Genomic DNA, 17739 nt, shown 5'->3' on the forward strand with positions numbered 1-17739 from the left:
ATTATAAATCTGTATTTAACTTGTTTTAAAAATTGAATTTTCCTTAATAACTCTAATGTTATTAAGAATGATTCAAAATAACTAAAACAGGCTTCAAAATGACAAAAAACAGCTTTTTTTCAGCACTTTGTGGTTTATCATCCTTATTTTTGCATGTCAAGTATATATCATATCATGAAGAAGCTCCAAGATATTATTATCTCAACCAGGACAATGGCTGTATTGTTGCTGGTGTACGCATTTGCAATGGCTTATGCAACGTTCTTAGAAAACGACTACGGAACTCCTACAGCAAAAGCATTAATTTATGAGGCAAAATGGTTTGAACTCATCATGGTGCTGCTTATTATCAACTTCATAGGAAATATCGGAAGATATAGACTTTGGAAAAAAGAAAAGTGGCCAGTTTTAGTTTTTCACCTTGCCTTTATTTTTATTTTTATCGGTGGTGCCATCACAAGATACATCAGTTTTGAAGGACAGATGCATATCAGAGAGGGTGAGACGTCTAACGAGATCGTAACTGATAAAAATTATCTTAAAATTCAGATCGAAGAAAAAGGTGATGTTCTTAATTATCAGGATATTCCTTATCTAATGTCTCCGTTGCATAAAGACCTGAATGCTACCTATGACTTTCATGGAAAAGAAGTGAAAGTTCTCGCAAAGGAATATATTCAGAGAAAGAAAGACAGCTTATTGACTGAGCCTAACGGAACTGAATATCTTCACCTGGTTTCAACAGGAAAAACTGGAAGACAAAACATTTACATCAAAGCCGGAGAGACAAAATCAATCAACGGAACTTTGGTAACTTTCAACAGAGCTATTGATGGTGCTGTTGAATTTAAAAACGAAGGGGGTAAACTATTCATCAAAACTCCGGTAGACGCAAGTTACATGACCATGGCAACTCAGGCTACGGGAAGTACTGTAAAAGATGAATTCCAACCTTTAGCATTGAGAAGTTTATATACAATCAATGAATTAAAGCTTGTAATTCCTGAAGGACTTAAGAAGGGTAAATTAATGGCAATTGAAGGCGACAGAAAGAAAGACGCTAACGTGCCGGATATGCTTCAGATTGAGTTACAGGGTCCAAAAACAAAACAATTGGTTGATCTTTCTGTTGAAAGAGGAAATCCAAATGCTTACAAGCAAATCACGATGGACGGATTGAACATTATGGTTGGATACGGACCAAAGGTTTACAATACACCATTTGCATTAAAACTGGATGATTTCGTTATGGAAACTTATCCGGGAAGTAACTCTCCAAGTGCTTATGAAAGTCACGTGAAAATCGTTGACGAAGGAAAAGAAACTCCTTATAAAATCTATATGAACCACGTTCTAAACTATAAAGGATACCGTTTCTTCCAGTCTAGCTTTGATCCGGACAGAATGGGAACAGTATTGTCTGTAAACCATGACTATTGGGGAACTTTGATCTCTTATATCGGATACGGATTATTATTCTTAGGAATGTTTGTTATTTTCTTCTGGAAAGGAACACACTTCTGGAAGTTAAATAAAATGCTGAAAGACGCTAACAAAAAGAAAGTGGCGGCAGTACTTTTAGTATTTTTAAGCTTAGGTTTAAATGCACAAAAAATTGAAACTCACGGAACAACAGACGGAAGCAGAGAGCATGTACATGTAGAAGGTGACGGGCATACTCATGCAGCACCGGCTCCTGCAGCTCAGACAAATCAGGACAGTGAGATAAGACAGAACTCATTAGCTTCTCCAATGGGGAAAATGAGAATGATTTCACCAGATGAAATCATTGCAAAAAATAAAATTAGCAAGGAACACGCAGAGAAATTTGGTTATCTTTTAGTTCAAAACTTCGAAGGAAGAATTGTTCCAATGAATACGCAGGCGTTAGAGGTTCTAAGAAAACTTTACAAGCATGACCGTTTCAAAGGTACAGACGGAAAATCTCTGGATGCTAACCAATGGTTCCTTTCTATCAATACAGATACGGAGAGCTGGACATCAGTTCCTTTAATCAGCGTTGGAGAAAAAGGAGGGAAAGCACTTCTAGAAAAAACTAAAGCTGACGAAGATGGTTATACATCTTTATTAAACCTTTTCCCGGTTGATAAAAAAACAGGAATGTTAACTTATGTTCTGGAAAGAGATTATAATGCTGCTTTTGCTAAAAAACCTGCAGACCAGTCTGAGTATGACAAACAGGTAATTAAACTGAATGAGAGAGTTCAGATTTTCAATGAATTTTTCAGCGGTCAGTTCTTAAGAATTGTTCCTGTGAAAAATGATGCAAACCACACTTGGCACTCTTGGCTGGATCAGAAATTTGAACCGGACATGGAATCTCAGCAAGTAATGGGACCTTATTTTGCCAATGTTATCGGTGCACAAAGATCTGGTGATTGGAGTAAAGCTGATGCTGAATTGGCAAAGCTTTCAGACTATCAGAGAAAATGGGGGAAAGCAGTAGTTCCTGATCAATCTAAAATAGATCTTGAAGTATTCATGAATAAGGCGGATATCAATTTTAAATTATTGATTTTCTATACTATTATCGGAGGACTTATTTTACTTTTAGGTTTTGTAGAATTGTTCAAACCGAAAAAAGCATTAAATAAAGCTATTAAAGTAATTATTGCAATTGGTTTAGTAGGATATTTATTCCACTTCCTGGGTCTTGTAGCAAGATGGTATATTTCAGGACATGCTCCTTGGAGTAACGGTTATGAAGCGATTATCTTTATCTCTTGGGTAGGTATTACAGCAGGTTTGGTTCTTTATAAAAACTCAAACGCATTGATTCCTGCATCAGGATTTATGGTAGCTGTTATTATGATGGGATTTGCACACGGAGGTTCAGCGCTTGATCCACAGATTACGCCGCTTGTTCCTGTATTGAAATCTTACTGGTTAATTGTTCACGTAGCGATTATTACATCAAGTTATGGATTCTTTGCGTTATCAATGATTATTGCTGTATTGTCATTAGTGTTCTATATTATTTCCAACAAGGATACTTATAAAATTCACCACGATACTACATTGAAGGAATTAGTTATTGTTTCTGAAATGTCTTTAACAATCGGTCTTTTTGCCTTAACGGTAGGTAACTTCCTTGGAGGTATCTGGGCAAACGAATCTTGGGGTAGATATTGGAGCTGGGATCCAAAAGAAACTTGGGCTTTCATCTCTATTATGGTATACGCTTTTGTTTTACACATGAGATTAGTTCCAGGATTAAGAAGCAGATGGGCGTTCCACGTAGCAACAATGTTTGCTTTCTGTTCAATGGTAATGACCTATTTTGGGGTAAACTATTACCTGAGCGGACTTCACTCTTATGCAGCAGGAGATCCGGTACCAGTACCAGCTTGGGTATACATCGGAATTGCTACAATGATTACGTTAGCAGCAGTTTCTTATTTCAAGTTTAAAACCTTAACGAAGAAATAACCTTTTAAACATATTATTTATTAGATCCCGGAATTCACTTCCGGGATTTTTTTGTCTAAAGTGAAAGGTTATTTATATCAGTAGAGAGAATAATGGAATAATCAAGGTGTATTTCTGAGGTTATTTTTAACGCTAGATTCGCAAGGAAAATGAAATAATAAGCTTTTAATTTTCGTTCAGCAATGTGTATTCTTCTTAGCTGAGTGAAACGCCTCAGCGATCTTTTCATTATAATTCATACATTCTTAGCAAACATAGCGTTTATAGCTTTTAATCTCAACTCATCATTACTGTAAAAATTTACAACCACAGACCTTGTTGCATAAATTCCAAAATCCAGACTCATCAAAAAAATCCAAATATATCATTCGAAATCCAAATTTTACTACTATCTTTATGATATCAAAATAATATCAAATTAAAAATTCAATCATGGAAAAAACATTAAAACCTATGTCAGGTTATCTTACCTTAGTAATTTGCCTGATTCTCTTTGTTGCTGCAGTGTACTTCTTTATTTCAGGAGTAGACCAAAGCGTTACGTTTGTTGTATTAGCTATGCTTTGCTTTTTACTTTCATGCTTCTTCTTAAAAGGCTTAATGATTATTCAGCCTAATCATTCAAGAGTATTGAACTTCTTTGGAAAGTATGTAGGAACAGTAAAAGATAACGGATTATTTTTTATCAATCCATTATATTCATCTCAGAAAATGTCATTACGTTCGGAGAACTTACAGGGACAAACTTTGAAGGTAAATGATAAGATGGGGAATCCTATCGAAATTGCCGTAGTAATGGTATGGAAAGTAGGAGATACTTATAAAGCTGCTTTTGATGTAGAGCGCTATTCCGATTTTGTTAGAATGCAGAGTGAAGCTGCTGTACGTCATTTGGCTATGAGTTTCCCTTATGATAACCTGGAAGATGATCATGCTCCAATTACTTTGAGAGAAGGTGGTGATAAGATCAATTCTATTTTGGAACAGGAACTTACAGACCGCCTTTCTAAAGCAGGAATTGTTATCCAGGAAGCAAGAATTTCTCACTTGGCATACGCATCAGAGATTGCCGGAGCAATGCTTCAGAGACAACAGGCTACTGCAATTGTAGCTGCGAGAACAAAGATTGTGGAAGGAGCTGTTGGGATGGTAGATCTTGCACTTAAAAAACTTTCTGAAGAGAATATCGTTGAGCTTGATGATGAAAGAAAAGCAGCAATGGTAAGCAATTTAATGGTGGTTCTTTGTGGCGAAAAAGCGGCAACACCCATATTGAATGCAGGAACGCTGTATAATTAATCATAACAATCAATAATTTCAGGTTTTTTCGAAGTTATAAATCTGGAAGATAACCCAATGCATCTTGCATCAAAAACAAGAATAATGAAATCAGAAAAAGCTCAGAACACTTCGGAAAACAAAGGCAAAAAATCCTTTGTCATAAGGATAGATGAGTCTACTTATAAACTCATTGAAAAATGGGCAAATGATGAATTCAGAAGTGTGAATGGTCAGATTGAATACCTGTTGCATCAGAGCCTTGTGAATTCAGGAAGAAAAAAGAAAGAGTAATTAAGAAGACAAATTTTAAGGATTATAAGGCGTTTTCGGAAGATTCAGACATTAAAATAATTTGTTTTCATCAAATTTCAAATTATAAAAAATGCAAAAAAGAAGTGGTTTTTGAACGCTTCAATGAAGAAATAACAATTCAATTAATCTTACCAAAAAAAAGAAAGCAGAGAAATTTTTCTCTGCTTTTTTATTTCATACAACTCTGAAGCGAATCTGCCCCAAAGTAGAATATTACGAGCCAAATCAAGCCTTTAATGGTAAAGAAAGCAAACCCTGCCCATCCTACACGCTTGAACCATTTTTTAAACTTTGAGTTATTTTCTTGTGAATTTTCCATTGGCGAATGTCAAAAAGATTACCCTACAAAGATAAGCATGTTTATAATTAGTCCAAATAAAAAACAAGATAAAAATTAAAGTTTTGAGGTTCGCATAATATTTTTATCTTTAGAGAGAACGAAAAGTAAGATTTTATGTCAAAAAAAGTAAAGGATTTCGGAATCGAAAAGACACTCAAAAACCTTGGTATTAAAGAAGAGAATAAAGGTTCTTCAGTGGGCGGTAAATATTTCGCTTCAGGAAAGACGATAGAAAGTATCTCTCCTGTGGACGGAAAGCTAATCGCAAAAGTAAAGACTTCCGGAGAAAGTGATTATGACAAAGTAATTGAAACTGCTCAAAAGGCATTTCAGGAATTCAGGCTGATCCCGGCTCCTAAAAGAGGAGAAATTGTAAGGCAGCTTGGCTTAAAATTAAGAGAATATAAAGACGATCTTGGAAAACTTGTTTCTTACGAAATGGGTAAATCATTACAGGAAGGTCTTGGAGAAGTTCAGGAAATGATCGATATCTGCGATTTTGCAGTTGGACTTTCCAGACAACTTCAGGGATATACAATGCACTCGGAAAGACCTGGTCACAGAATGTACGAACAGTATCACCCGCTTGGAGTGGTAGGTATTATTACAGCGTTCAACTTCCCGGTAGCAGTATGGTCTTGGAATACAGCTTTAGCTTGGATCTGTGGTAACGTTACCATTTGGAAGCCATCAGAGAAAACTCCGCTTTGTGCGATTGCATGTCAGAATATTATGAATGAAGTTTTGAAAGAAAATAACCTTTCAGAAGGAATTTCAAGTGTATTGGTTGCAGATCACGAGATCGGACAAAAACTAGTAGATGATAAGAGAGTAGCATTGGTATCTTTCACAGGTTCTACAAGAGTAGGAAGAATGGTTTCTTCTAAAGTAGCAGAAAGATTCGGAAAATCAATCCTTGAATTAGGAGGAAACAACGCAATCATCATTACAAAAGAGGCAGATCTTAATATGTCTATCATCGGAGCTGTTTTCGGAGCGGTAGGAACTGCAGGACAAAGATGTACTTCTACAAGAAGATTGATCATTCACGAAGATGTTTATGATGAAGTGAAGTCAAGATTAGTAAAAGCTTACGGACAATTAAAGATCGGAAATCCTTTGGATGAAACCAACCACGTAGGACCACTTATCGATGTAGATGCTGTAAACCAATATGAAGAATCTATCAAAAAATGTAAAAAAGAAGGTGGAAAATTCGTTGTTGAAGGTGGAGTTTTAACTGGAAAAGAATACGAATCAGGATGCTATGTTAAACCATGCGTTGCAGAAGTAAAGAACTCTTATGAGATCGTTCAGCATGAAACATTTGCACCTATCTTATATTTAATCAAATACAAAACGTTGGAGGAAGCCATCGCTATTCAGAATGATGTTCCTCAAGGACTTTCTTCAGCAATCATGACCCAAAACCTAAGAGAAGCTGAATTATTCCTTTCTCATGCAGGTTCAGATTGTGGTATTGCCAACGTAAACATAGGTACTTCAGGTGCTGAGATCGGAGGAGCTTTCGGAGGTGAAAAAGAAACCGGAGGCGGAAGAGAATCTGGATCAGATGCTTGGAAGTATTATATGAGAAGACAAACCAATACTATAAATTACACCGCACAACTTCCTTTAGCACAAGGGATTAAATTTGATTTATAAAAGCTTTACTTAAAGCACTGAAAAAACTACAAAACTTAATAACCTGAATGATTGAATGCTCAGCTTTTGATCGTTTAATCATTCACTTATTAAATCACACAACAATTTATTATGGAACACACATTAGATATACAAGCAAATAAAGTAAAAGAAACAGTTGGAAAACACGTGTTAGCAGACGGTTTCGATTTCGTGATGGATATTGAAAAATCTCACGGATCATGGCTTTATGATAAACTTACAGACAGAGAGTACCTGGATATGTTCTCTATGTTTGCATCAGCTTCCATCGGGTACAACCACCCGTATCTTCTAGAAAGATCAGAATGGTTGGGAAGAATGGCTGTTAATAAGCCAACGCTTGCTGACGTTTATTCAGAAGAATATGCTCAGTTTTTAGAAGTATTCGAAAGAGTAGTTATTCCTGAAGAATTACAGTATGCTTTCTTTATCGAAGGCGGAACTTTAGGGGTTGAAAATGCTATGAAAGCTTGCTTCGACTGGAAAACTCGCAAGAATTTTGAAAAAGGAATTGAGACAGAAGCAGGAATCTGTATTCACTTCAAACAGGCTTTCCACGGAAGAAGCGGTTATACTTTAAGTTTAACAAACACTTCAGACCCTAGGAAATACCAATATTTCCCAATGTTCAAATGGCCAAGAATTTTAAATCCGAAATTATCATTCCCGATTACAGAAGAGAATCTTGCAGAAACAATCAAAAACGAGCAATTAGCTTTAGTACAGATTGAAGAAGCAATCTTAATGAACCCTGATAAAGTAGCTTGTATCATCATTGAACCTATTCAGGCAGAAGGTGGTGACAACCATTTCAGAGATGAATTCCTATTAGGATTAAGAAAAATCTGTGACGACAATGAAATCTTACTAATTTTTGACGAAGTTCAGACCGGGATCGCTATTACTGGAAAAATGTGGGCGTTCCAACACTTTACAGCTAAACCGGATATTATTTCTTTCGGTAAAAAAGCACAGGTTTGCGGTGTATTAGCCAATAAAGAGAAATTTGACGAAGTTCCGAACAACGTTTTCAGAGAAAGCTCAAGAATCAATTCTACATTCGGAGGAAACTTTATCGATATGCTTCGTTTCCAATTGGTAATGGAAGTAATCGAAAAAGAAAACCTTGTTGAAAATGCAAGAGTAGTGGGAGATTTCTTATTAGAAAGTTTAAAGGCACTTGCTGAAAAATATCCTGAGAAACTTTCAAATGCAAGAGGTAGAGGATTGATGTGTGCTGTGGACCTGCCATCAGGTACAGATAGAAATAAGATGATGACAGAATTATTCAATGATGGGTTGATCATTCTTCCATGTGGAGATCAGTCTTTACGTTTCAGACCACACCTGAACGTTACCAGAGAAGAAATTCAGCTGGCATTAGATAAGATCGAAAATAATATTAATAAAATTTAAAACCAAAGATTTGTAATTTTCAAAAAAACATTGTAAATTTAGATACTCAAACAATTAGAATATGGAAAGAAGTACGAGAGTATCAGTATATGAAAGTGATAACCCTTCAGAAATTCAGTTGGTTAAGTCTAAATTGGATGATGCACAAATTACAAATACCGTTGAAAATAACTATCTGACATTTACAACTACACCTACTGCGACATCGCTAAAGGTAATGGTGGATTTGGAAGATGAGAAGAAAGCATTTGAAATTATTGATGCATATCTTCAACAAAATGAAAATTAATAAAACAATTTCATAATTTTAAATTTTACTACTTCGAACCGAAAATTAATTTTAATTAGTTTTCGGTTTTTTAATTAAATTAATTATTAAAATATTAAAAAAATAAATATTTAAAAGATGAATTGAAGAACTATTATTCTATATCAGAACCAGAAGTTTGTATTGGTCAGATTTAAATTTGACAAAAACGGACTTCAGTTCGGATAATCAAAGAGAAACAGTTCAGAATTTTAGCTTTTTAACTTTATGTTTTTTAATCAAAATCAACAACATGAATCCAGAAATCAAATTAAGAAAATCGGAAATTGAAGACAGAGACATTATTTGGGCAATCATCCAGCAATCCATTGAAAGAAGAAGACAAGATGGAAGTACACAATGGCAGAATGGTTATCCTAATCTTGATACGGTAGAAAGCGATATTGCTAAAGGTTTCGGATATGTGCTTACAGTAGACGGGGATATTGCCGTGTATGCAGCTTTGATTCTTAACGATGAACCGGCTTACAGTAAAATTGAAGGCGCATGGTTGAGTAATGGTGAGTTTGTAGTTGTTCACAGAGTCGCTATAGATGAAAAATTTGCCGGACAGGGAATGGTGAAAAAACTATTTGATCACATTGAAGACTTCACTAAATCGCATGGAATTCAGAGTGTAAAGGTAGATACCAACCACGACAATATCGCTATGCTGAAGATTCTAGAAGGGAAAGGATATTCCTATTGTGGAGAAGTTCTTTTGAAAGACGGAATGAGAAAGGCTTTTGAGAAGATTATTATTTAGGCAAAAAGTTAAATCAACTTTCATTGAATTTTTAAAACGCCGTGTATTTATAATGTCTATCAGCTTTGTTCGTTTGGTTCTGAACTAATTTTTACATTTGTTTAAATTTTTATATTATGCACCAAAGTATAGAAATTGATGAAAAAATTTTTCAAGATGCCGTAAAATTCTATGGCACCGTGTTCAGCTTACCTCCATTAGCCTCAAAAATCTATTCCTACCTTCTTTTTGATTATGAGAAAGTAGGAATTACTTTTGATGAGTTTGTTGAAGTGCTCTCTGCGAGCAAAAGTTCTGTTTCCACAAGTATTTCATTATTGCTCAATGCACAGCTTATCGTAGATCACAACAAAATGGATGAGCGGAAACGGTATTTTTTCATCAATGATGAATACAAGAAAATTCGATTTGAGAAGATTGTCCAGAAAATGAAGGACGAATTAAAATTATTAGATGATTTAAACAATTTTAAAAAAAGTAAAGACGATGGATACAATGAAAGAATAGAAGTTTACAAAGCTCTTTTAAATAAAAACATAGAAAATATTCAGGAATCTCTTAATAAACTATAAAATGAATAATAAGCTAGTTATACTTTCGATTGCAGGGCTCTCACTCACAGCCTGCAAAAAAGAAGCTCCGAAACAGGATGGTGCCAAGCCATATCCTGTTGTTTCTGTGGAGTCAAAAAATATAGTAGGTTATCAGACTTTTCCGGCTACCATTCAAGGTAGGGTAAACAATGATGTACGTGCTAAAATACAGGGATATATCACCCAGCTGTTGGTAGATGAAGGACAATATGTTACCAAGGGACAGCCATTGTTCCGATTGGAAACCAATATCCTTACTGAAAATGCTGCCGCTTCCAAAGCCGGAATCGGAGCTGCTGAATCCAGTATTGCCGCTGCACAGGCATCAGTAAATGCTGCCCAGGTAGAAGTAAATAAACTGAAACCCCTGGTTCAGAAAAACATTATCAGTAACGTACAGTTACAGTCTGCTCAAGCTCAGTTAGCTCAGGCTCAGGCTCAATTACAACAGGCACATGCTGCAAAAAGACAAGCTGAAGCCAATTATAAAGGAGTAGAAGCGAATATTGAGTATTCTATCATTCGTGCTCCTATTTCTGGGGTGATTGGAAGACTTCCATTAAAGGTAGGAAGTTTGGTGGGACCGTCTGATCAGACACCACTGACAACGATTTCGGATACTTCTGAGATCTTTGCCTACTTTGCCATGAATGAAAAAGAATATTTCAATTTCCTTGAAAAAGCTCCGGGAGCTTCTATGCCTGAGAAAATCAAAAACTTACCAATGGTAGAGCTTCAGTTAGCCAACGGAAGCCTTTATCCTGAAAAAGGAAGAATTGAAGCGATTACAGGTCAGATTGATCCTACAACGGGAACTATTCAGTTCAGAGTAGCATTCCCTAATGCTCAAAAATTATTAAGTAATGGTAACAGTGGAACCATCAGATTCCCTCAGCATTATGACAATGTATTGGTAGTTCCGGAAAGTGCTACTTACGAACAGCAAGGTATTGTTTACGTATACAAAGTGGAAAAAGGAGATACTGCGAGAAATGTTGTTGTAAATGTTATTGACAGAATTGACAATATGGCTCTTATCAAATCAGGAGTTAATAAAGGGGAAACAGTAATTGCAGCTGGTATCGGAGGTCTTAAACCTGGAACAGCAGTAAAACCGAAGCCAATTAAAATGGATAGTCTTGTTCAATCTATAAAACCGAAATTCTAATGATAAAAAACTTTATTAACAGACCGGTTTTATCTACCGTAATCTCAATTTTGATTGTGATTCTCGGTGTGTTAGGGCTGATCTCGTTACCGGTTACACAGTATCCGGATATTGCACCGCCTACAGTGAGTGTTTCCGCAAACTATACGGGAGCCAATGCTGAAACGGTGATGAAGAGTGTAGTAGTACCTTTGGAAGAACAGATCAACGGGGTGGAAGGTATGGATTATATTACTTCCAGTGCCGGAAACGACGGATCTGCTCAGATTCAGGTTTTCTTCAAACAAGGAATAGACCCGGATATTGCTGCGGTAAACGTACAGAACCGTGTAGCAAGAGCAACACCTCTTCTGCCTTCTGAAGTAACGCGTTCAGGGGTTGTAACCCAGAAGCAGCAGACCAGTGCCCTGATGTATATGTCTTTCTATTCTGAAAATAAAGATCTTGATGATGTATACCTTCAGAACTTTTTGAATATCAACATTATTCCAAACCTTAAAAGGGTAAATGGTGTAGGGGATGCCAACGTTTTCGGAGGTAAAAACTATTCCATGAGAATCTGGCTAGATCCTGCCAAAATGGCTGCCTACAGTGTAACTCCTACTGACGTTACCAATGCTATTAATGAGCAAAGTAGAGAAGCTGCAGCTGGTTCTATCGGACAAAACAGTGGTAGTTCTTTTGAATATATTATCAAATATGTAGGTAAATTTAACGATAAAGAGCAGTACGATAATATTATCATCAAAGCTCTGGCAAACGGACAAAACCTGATGCTGAAAGATGTTGCCAAAGTAGAACTTGCCGGTCAGTCTTACACAGGTATCGGGGAAAACGGAAATAGCCCTTCCATCAGTATGGGGATCTTCCAGACTCCGGGATCCAACGCACAGGAGATTATTAAAAATATCAAAACTTATCTGAAATCAGCAGAGGGTACTTTTCCACAGGGAATCAAGTATACTTTTAACTTTGATACCAATGAATTCCTTGAGGCATCTATTGAAAAGGTAGTACATACCCTGATTGAAGCCTTTATTCTGGTATTTATTGTAGTATATATTTTCCTTCAGGATTTCAGATCTACTCTTATTCCAGCTATCGCAGTTCCGGTATCTATTGTAGGAGCCTTCTTCTTCCTGAATCTCTTCGGATATTCATTGAACCTCTTAACGCTATTTGCATTAGTACTTGCCATTGGTATTGTGGTGGATGACGCCATTGTAGTTGTCGAAGCAGTCCATGCGAAGATGGAGCATGGTATTTCTGATGCGAAAAAAGCAACGGTAGAAGCGATGGATGAGATTACAGGGGCTATTATTTCTATTACTTTGGTAATGGCGGCTGTATTTATCCCAGTAACCTTCATTACAGGTCCTACAGGGGTATTCTACCAACAGTTTGGTATTACATTGATCATTGCCATCATTATTTCTGCGATTAATGCATTAACGTTGAGCCCGGTTTTATGTTCATTATTCTTAAAACCTCACGCAGAGCATCATGCAGAATACCAGAACTTAAACATTCTACAGAAGTTTTTCTATAAGTTCAATATTGCTTTTAAAACAACTACTGAACGTTACGGAAGAGGATTTGTTTTTCTTTTAAGACATAAATGGGTAACGTTGATTATTTTTGCAGTTACCGGAGGTATTTTATTCTGGGCAAGCAGCAGTATGAAGAAAGGTTTTGTACCTACAGAAGATAGAGGGATTATCTTTACAGATGTTCAGCTTCCTCCAGGTGCTTCTATGGAAAGAACCTATAATGCTTTGAAAACTCTTCAGGCTAAAGCTATGAAAGTTCCGGGAGTACAAAATGTTACTATTTCTACAGGTAGAGGTTTCTTATCCGGAAATGGTAGTAACAACGGTCTTGCTTTCGTTAAACTGAAACCGTTTGAAGAAAGAAAAGCAAGTGGACAAACTTCTGAAGATATTACAAAGAAATTATTTGGAATTGTAGGAGCTGTTCCGGATGCAAAAGTAGTATTCTTCCAGCCTCCAAGTGTACCAGGTTTTGGTAGTAGTGCAGGTTTTGAAATGGTATTGCTGGACAAATCAGGTGGAGACTATGCTGATCTGGATAATAAAACAAATGAATTTATCGGTAAGCTGATGCAGAGACCGGAAATTCAATTTGCACAAACATCATTCAATACAAGATATCCTCAGTATCAGATGGAAATTAATGTGCCGTTAGCTAAACAGCTTGGGGTTTCTGTAAATGATATTTTAGCTACTATGCAAGGGTATATTGGTGGTATTTATACTGCCGACTTTACCAAGTACGGTAAACAGTTCAGGGTTATGGTTCAGGCTCTTCCTGAGAACAGAAAAAATATTGAAAACCTAAACGAACTTTACATAAGAACAGGTTCGGGTATCATGTCACCGATTTCACAGTTTGTAACATTGACAAAAGCATACGGACCACAATCTGTAAGCCGTTATAACTTGTTTACCTCTGTGAAAGTAACAGGAGCAAACTCTGAAGGATACAGTTCCGGGGATGCCATTACCGCTGTACAGCAGGTAGCGAGTGAAACGCTGAATCAAAACTATGCAGTAGAATTTACCGGGTTAACAAGAGAAGAATTAAATTCAGGATCTCAGACGCTTTTGATCTTTGCATTAAGTTTGATCTTTGTATACTTTATTCTTTCCGCACAGTATGAAAGTTATATCCTGCCATTAGTTGTTGTAATTTCCCTTCCTTTAGGGGTAATGGGAGCTTACTTAGGACAAAAAGTGATGGGCTTGGAAAATAATATTTATTTCCAGATTGCTCTGATCATGTTGGTAGGACTATTGGCGAAAAATGCGATTCTTATTGTAGAATTTGCTGTTCAGAGAAGGCATCATGGTGAAACGATTGTAATGTCCGCTATCAATGCTGCTAAAGCAAGGGTGAGACCTATCCTGATGACATCATTTGCCTTTATCTTCGGTCTATTACCATTGGTACTTGCCAGTGGAATTGGAGCGGTAGGTAACAGATCAATTGCAACCGGTGCCGCTATTGGATTATTGATAGGAACCATCTTAGGACTTTTTGTAATTCCGGTATTGTATGTGATTTTTGAAACCATACAGGAAAAGATCAAGCCTATTAAAAAAGAAGAAATCAATTTAGCCGAGTAAAAATTAAAAATTCGAGGAATGGAAGTTGGGTGATCATTTGTTGTTCAGCTTCCAACCTCAAATTTCTAACTTCTAATTTTAAACAATGAAGAGTTTATTAAACATCATAAAAGGAATAACTTTCTCAGCAATCATATTGGGAGCCATTACATCTTGTATGGCAAGAAAAGAATATGAAAGACCAAAGAACGTTGTTGACGAAAAGCTTTTCCGTACCGATATGCTTCCTTCAGACAGTGCTACTATTGCAAATGTTTCCTGGAAAGAGATCTTCACAGATCCAATACTTCAGGGGCATATTTCTAAGGCTTTGGAAAACAACCTTGATATCAGAATCGCATTAGAAAGCATTAATTCTGCAGAAGCTTATCTGAAACAAAGTAAAGCAGCCTATCAGCCGACACTTTCCATCGGTCCTAACTATACTTTCCAAACCCAGTCTATCAATACTCAGTTTGGTCAGATCATTGGAGAAAGACGATATGTGAATCAGTTTGACATTACAGGAAGTATTACCTGGGAAGCTGATATCTGGGGTAAATTAAGAGCTCAGGAAAAAGCACAGCTTGCTACTTATCTTGGAACTGTTGCAGCTCATAAAGCGGTAAAAAGCAGTCTTGTTGCATCCATCGCTTCTGCTTATTATCAATTGCTGACATTTGATGCTCAGAAAAAGATCATTACAGAAACTATTGCCGTACGTGAAAAAAACTTAGAAACCACAAAAGCATTAAAAGCTTCAGGAACTCTAACCGAAGTTGCGGTACAACAAAGTGAAGCCCTTGTTTTCAATGCAAAATCTTTATTGATTGATATTGATACCCAGATTCAATTGCTTGAAAATACAATGAGCCTTTTGATGGGGGAATCATCACACACCATCGAAAGATCTACGTTAGGAGGACAGAAACTTCCGATTGATCTTAGATTAGGTTATCCTACTCAATTACTTGCCAACCGTCCGGACGTAATGAGAGCTGAATACAACCTTATGAATGCTTTTGAATTAACCAATGCAGCAAAAGCTCAGTTTTATCCTACTTTGAAGCTTACCGGAACAGGAGGACTTCAGTCTGTGGATATTGATCATTTATTCAGCGTAAATTCATTATTTGCGAACGTAGTGGCAGGATTGGCACAACCTATTTTAAACAAAAGAACAATCAAGACGAACTACGATGTAAGTCTTGCCAATCAGGAAACAGCTTATTTAAACTTTAGAAAAACTGTTCTTACAGCAGGAAAAGAAGTTTCTGATGCCATCAGAGTTTTCTCCGTTCAGGATTCATTTATTGAATTAAAACAAAAAGAGCTGGATGCCTACAAAAAATCAGTTGACTATTCTCAGGAATTGGTAAACTATGGGATGGCAAACTATCTTGAAGTATTGAATGCAAGTGTGAATTCATTGAATGCAGAACTTAATATTTCCAATGCACAATACAGTAAAATGAAAGCTGCCGTTGAGCTTTATCAGGCTTTAGGCGGAGGCTGGAAGTAACCGTATTTTAGAATAAAAATAAAACCGTGTATCAGTAATGATGCGCGGTTTTTTTATTTGGAATCATCTTTTTAATTTCTGTTAAAATTCAAAAAAAAGAATTGATAATTTGTATATATGTATTTAACTACGTAGTCTTATACTTTAATAAATGAAATGTTTAAAAATTAAAAACGATGAAACTACAAATTCAATCTTTAGACAACTCACATTCAGCACAGGCAATTGATCTGATTCTGACTATTCAACAAAAGGAATTTAATGTTCCTATTACCATAGAAGACCAGCCGGATCTGTTGCAGATTGAAAGCTTTTATCATGAAGCCGGAGGTAATTTTTGGGGAGCTTTTATTGATGGAGAACTGGTAGGATCTATTGCTTTAGTAAAGTTTGATGAAAAGGCAGGGGCGGTCAGAAAAATGTTTGTAAAAAAAGAATTCAGAGGAAAAGAATTGAATATTGCCCAGATCCTGCTTGAAATATTAATCTCTTTCTGCCGGGAAAAGAGAATTGATGATCTGTATTTGGGAACAGTAAGCGTTTTAAAGGCTGCACAACGTTTTTATGAAAGAAATAATTTTATAAAAATCAAAAAAGAGAACCTTCCAGCACTTTTTCCATTAATGAGTGCTGATGATATTTTTTACCACCTACATATTGACTGAATATGAATGTAATCAACGAAGCAGGAATCCTTGCTATATCTACAAGAATGCACCGTCTCAGTGAACAGCTGAGAAAAGATGGTGCCATGATCTATAAAGCTTTTGGAATTGATTTTGAGCTTAAATGGTTTCCCGTCATTTTTACCATTTATAAAAAAGAATTGGTAAGCGTAGTGGAAATTGCCAATGAAATAGGGTATACCCATCCTTCAACGATCACTTTACTCAAAGAATTGGAAAAACTGGAATTGGTAGAATGGAAAAAAGATAAACAAGATGAGCGCAAACGAATGTTTCAGCTTACTCCTAAAGGTAAGGAACTTATAGAAAAAATGAAACCGGTTTGGGAACTGATGTATCAGGTTCTGGGAGATCTCGTCAACAATCAGAATAATCTTCTGGAAGCGATTAATGAAACAGAAGAGAAGATTATGAATCAATCATTCTATCAAAGAGCTTTACAACTTAAAAACTCAAAGTAAATAACTGTATTATATAACAAAACTATTAAACAATGGCAATGATTAGAAAGGCTGTTCATGATGATGTACTTCAGGCGGCTCAGGTACTTGAAGAAGTAAAAACAGACATGTTGAATCAGGGAATTGATCAGTGGGATCAGGAATATCCTAATATAAAGGTTCTTACAGAAGATACCGAAAAAGGAGAAGGGTTTGTGTATGAAGAAGATGGGAAAGTATTGGCTTATATGGCACTCAATGAATTGTGTGATGAGGAATACAATGATTTGAATTGGAAAACATCCCCACCATTTATTGTGCTCCATCGTTTATATGTAAAACCTACGGCGCAAGGAAAAGGAATATCTAGTAAAATGATTCGCTTTGCTGAGGAGTTTGCAATCCAAAATCAGTATCAATCGATCAGGTTTGATGCTTTTTCTTTGAATGATACAGCTAATATTGTTTATACTAAAAAAGGATATGAACTTGTAGGGACAGTCCGTTTTCGTAAAGGGATATTTAATTGTTATGAAAAAGCAGTGAAATAGAATTATTTTAAAGGTTTTGAAATATTTAATAGATGCGGATTGAAAAAGCTATTATCATTTAATAATAATTGATATTTATGATTATTATTTTATGTT

The 17739-nt window shown here is 36.1% G+C and carries 15 protein-coding genes; 14 read left to right on the forward strand and 1 reads right to left on the reverse strand.

The features are described 5' to 3' along the window. Positions 1–174: 174 nt before the first annotated feature. From ccsA to BW983_RS18875, 3 genes are all read left to right on the forward strand, one after another. Positions 175–3450, forward strand: a complete 3276-nt coding sequence (ccsA, locus tag BW983_RS18865) for a cytochrome c biogenesis protein CcsA (protein ID WP_076553419.1) — start codon at positions 175–177, stop codon at positions 3448–3450. Positions 3451–3882: 432 nt separating this feature from the next. Then, a complete protein-coding gene (locus BW983_RS18870; protein WP_076553420.1) occupies positions 3883–4749 on the forward strand; it encodes an SPFH domain-containing protein in 867 nt (288 codons plus the stop codon). 84 nt (positions 4750–4833) lie between these two features. Beyond that, complete coding sequence (locus tag BW983_RS18875) at positions 4834–5022, forward strand: type II toxin-antitoxin system antitoxin (protein ID WP_076553492.1); 189 nt, start codon at positions 4834–4836, stop codon at positions 5020–5022. A 190-nt stretch (positions 5023–5212) separates the two neighbouring features. Here the strand turns inward: BW983_RS18875 and BW983_RS24170 are convergent, their stop codons facing one another. After that, positions 5213–5362, reverse strand: a complete 150-nt coding sequence (locus BW983_RS24170) for a histidine kinase (protein WP_068943159.1) — start codon at positions 5360–5362, stop codon at positions 5213–5215. A gap of 135 nt (positions 5363–5497) precedes the next feature. Between BW983_RS24170 and amaB the strand changes: the two genes are divergently transcribed. The 11 genes from amaB (at position 5498) to BW983_RS18935 (ending at position 17643) form a co-directional block, all read left to right on the forward strand. Then, positions 5498–7048, forward strand: coding sequence for an L-piperidine-6-carboxylate dehydrogenase (amaB, locus tag BW983_RS18885; RefSeq protein ID WP_076553421.1), 1551 nt, complete (start codon positions 5498–5500; stop codon positions 7046–7048). A gap of 111 nt (positions 7049–7159) precedes the next feature. Continuing rightward, positions 7160–8485, forward strand: a complete 1326-nt coding sequence (gene lat, locus BW983_RS18890; protein WP_076553422.1) for an L-lysine 6-transaminase — start codon at positions 7160–7162, stop codon at positions 8483–8485. A 61-nt stretch (positions 8486–8546) separates the two neighbouring features. After that, complete coding sequence (locus tag BW983_RS18895; RefSeq protein ID WP_065394573.1) at positions 8547–8774, forward strand: DUF2007 domain-containing protein; 228 nt, start codon at positions 8547–8549, stop codon at positions 8772–8774. 271 nt (positions 8775–9045) lie between these two features. After that, on the forward strand, positions 9046–9558 hold the full coding sequence (locus tag BW983_RS18900) for a GNAT family N-acetyltransferase (protein ID WP_076553493.1): 513 nt from the start codon (positions 9046–9048) through the stop codon (positions 9556–9558). A gap of 116 nt (positions 9559–9674) precedes the next feature. Beyond that, positions 9675–10130: a P-loop NTPase family protein gene (locus BW983_RS18905; RefSeq protein WP_076553423.1), complete on the forward strand. Its 456-nt coding sequence runs from the start codon at positions 9675–9677 to the stop codon at positions 10128–10130. Position 10131: 1 nt separating this feature from the next. Next, on the forward strand, positions 10132–11319 hold the full coding sequence (locus tag BW983_RS18910) for an efflux RND transporter periplasmic adaptor subunit (RefSeq protein ID WP_076553424.1): 1188 nt from the start codon (positions 10132–10134) through the stop codon (positions 11317–11319). Continuing rightward, complete coding sequence (locus BW983_RS18915) at positions 11319–14465, forward strand: efflux RND transporter permease subunit (protein ID WP_076553425.1); 3147 nt, start codon at positions 11319–11321, stop codon at positions 14463–14465. Before BW983_RS18910 ends, BW983_RS18915 begins: the two co-directional genes overlap by 1 nt. Positions 14466–14550: 85 nt before the next feature. Continuing rightward, positions 14551–15966 (forward strand): efflux transporter outer membrane subunit, encoded by a 1416-nt coding sequence (locus BW983_RS18920; RefSeq protein WP_076553426.1) that lies wholly within the window; start codon positions 14551–14553, stop codon positions 15964–15966. Positions 15967–16142: 176 nt separating this feature from the next. Next, positions 16143–16631: a GNAT family N-acetyltransferase gene (locus BW983_RS18925; RefSeq protein WP_076553427.1), complete on the forward strand. Its 489-nt coding sequence runs from the start codon at positions 16143–16145 to the stop codon at positions 16629–16631. A gap of 2 nt (positions 16632–16633) precedes the next feature. Then, positions 16634–17113 (forward strand): MarR family winged helix-turn-helix transcriptional regulator, encoded by a 480-nt coding sequence (locus BW983_RS18930; protein ID WP_076553428.1) that lies wholly within the window; start codon positions 16634–16636, stop codon positions 17111–17113. 32 nt (positions 17114–17145) lie between these two features. Continuing rightward, positions 17146–17643, forward strand: a complete 498-nt coding sequence (locus BW983_RS18935; protein ID WP_228409037.1) for a GNAT family N-acetyltransferase — start codon at positions 17146–17148, stop codon at positions 17641–17643. Positions 17644–17739 lie beyond the last annotated feature (96 nt).

It is taken from the genome of Chryseobacterium ureilyticum (assembly GCF_900156735.1).
Lineage (GTDB): Bacteria > Bacteroidota > Bacteroidia > Flavobacteriales > Weeksellaceae > Chryseobacterium > Chryseobacterium ureilyticum.

Bases quoted from the DNA above. Each gene is read 5' to 3' on its own strand.
- ccsA (WP_076553419.1), top strand. From the start codon at position 175: ATGAAGAAGCTCCAAGATATTATTATCTCAACCAGGACAATGGCTGTA.
- BW983_RS18870 (WP_076553420.1), top strand. From the start codon at position 3,883: ATGGAAAAAACATTAAAACCTATGTCAGGTTATCTTACCTTAGTAATT.
- BW983_RS18875 (WP_076553492.1), top strand. From the start codon at position 4,834: ATGAAATCAGAAAAAGCTCAGAACACTTCGGAAAACAAAGGCAAAAAA.
- BW983_RS24170 (WP_068943159.1), bottom strand. From the start codon at position 5,362: ATGGAAAATTCACAAGAAAATAACTCAAAGTTTAAAAAATGGTTCAAG.
- amaB (WP_076553421.1), top strand. From the start codon at position 5,498: ATGTCAAAAAAAGTAAAGGATTTCGGAATCGAAAAGACACTCAAAAAC.
- lat (WP_076553422.1), top strand. From the start codon at position 7,160: ATGGAACACACATTAGATATACAAGCAAATAAAGTAAAAGAAACAGTT.
- BW983_RS18895 (WP_065394573.1), top strand. From the start codon at position 8,547: ATGGAAAGAAGTACGAGAGTATCAGTATATGAAAGTGATAACCCTTCA.
- BW983_RS18900 (WP_076553493.1), top strand. From the start codon at position 9,046: ATGAATCCAGAAATCAAATTAAGAAAATCGGAAATTGAAGACAGAGAC.
- BW983_RS18905 (WP_076553423.1), top strand. From the start codon at position 9,675: ATGCACCAAAGTATAGAAATTGATGAAAAAATTTTTCAAGATGCCGTA.
- BW983_RS18910 (WP_076553424.1), top strand. From the start codon at position 10,132: ATGAATAATAAGCTAGTTATACTTTCGATTGCAGGGCTCTCACTCACA.
- BW983_RS18915 (WP_076553425.1), top strand. From the start codon at position 11,319: ATGATAAAAAACTTTATTAACAGACCGGTTTTATCTACCGTAATCTCA.
- BW983_RS18920 (WP_076553426.1), top strand. From the start codon at position 14,551: ATGAAGAGTTTATTAAACATCATAAAAGGAATAACTTTCTCAGCAATC.
- BW983_RS18925 (WP_076553427.1), top strand. From the start codon at position 16,143: ATGAAACTACAAATTCAATCTTTAGACAACTCACATTCAGCACAGGCA.
- BW983_RS18930 (WP_076553428.1), top strand. From the start codon at position 16,634: ATGAATGTAATCAACGAAGCAGGAATCCTTGCTATATCTACAAGAATG.
- BW983_RS18935 (WP_228409037.1), top strand. From the start codon at position 17,146: ATGGCAATGATTAGAAAGGCTGTTCATGATGATGTACTTCAGGCGGCT.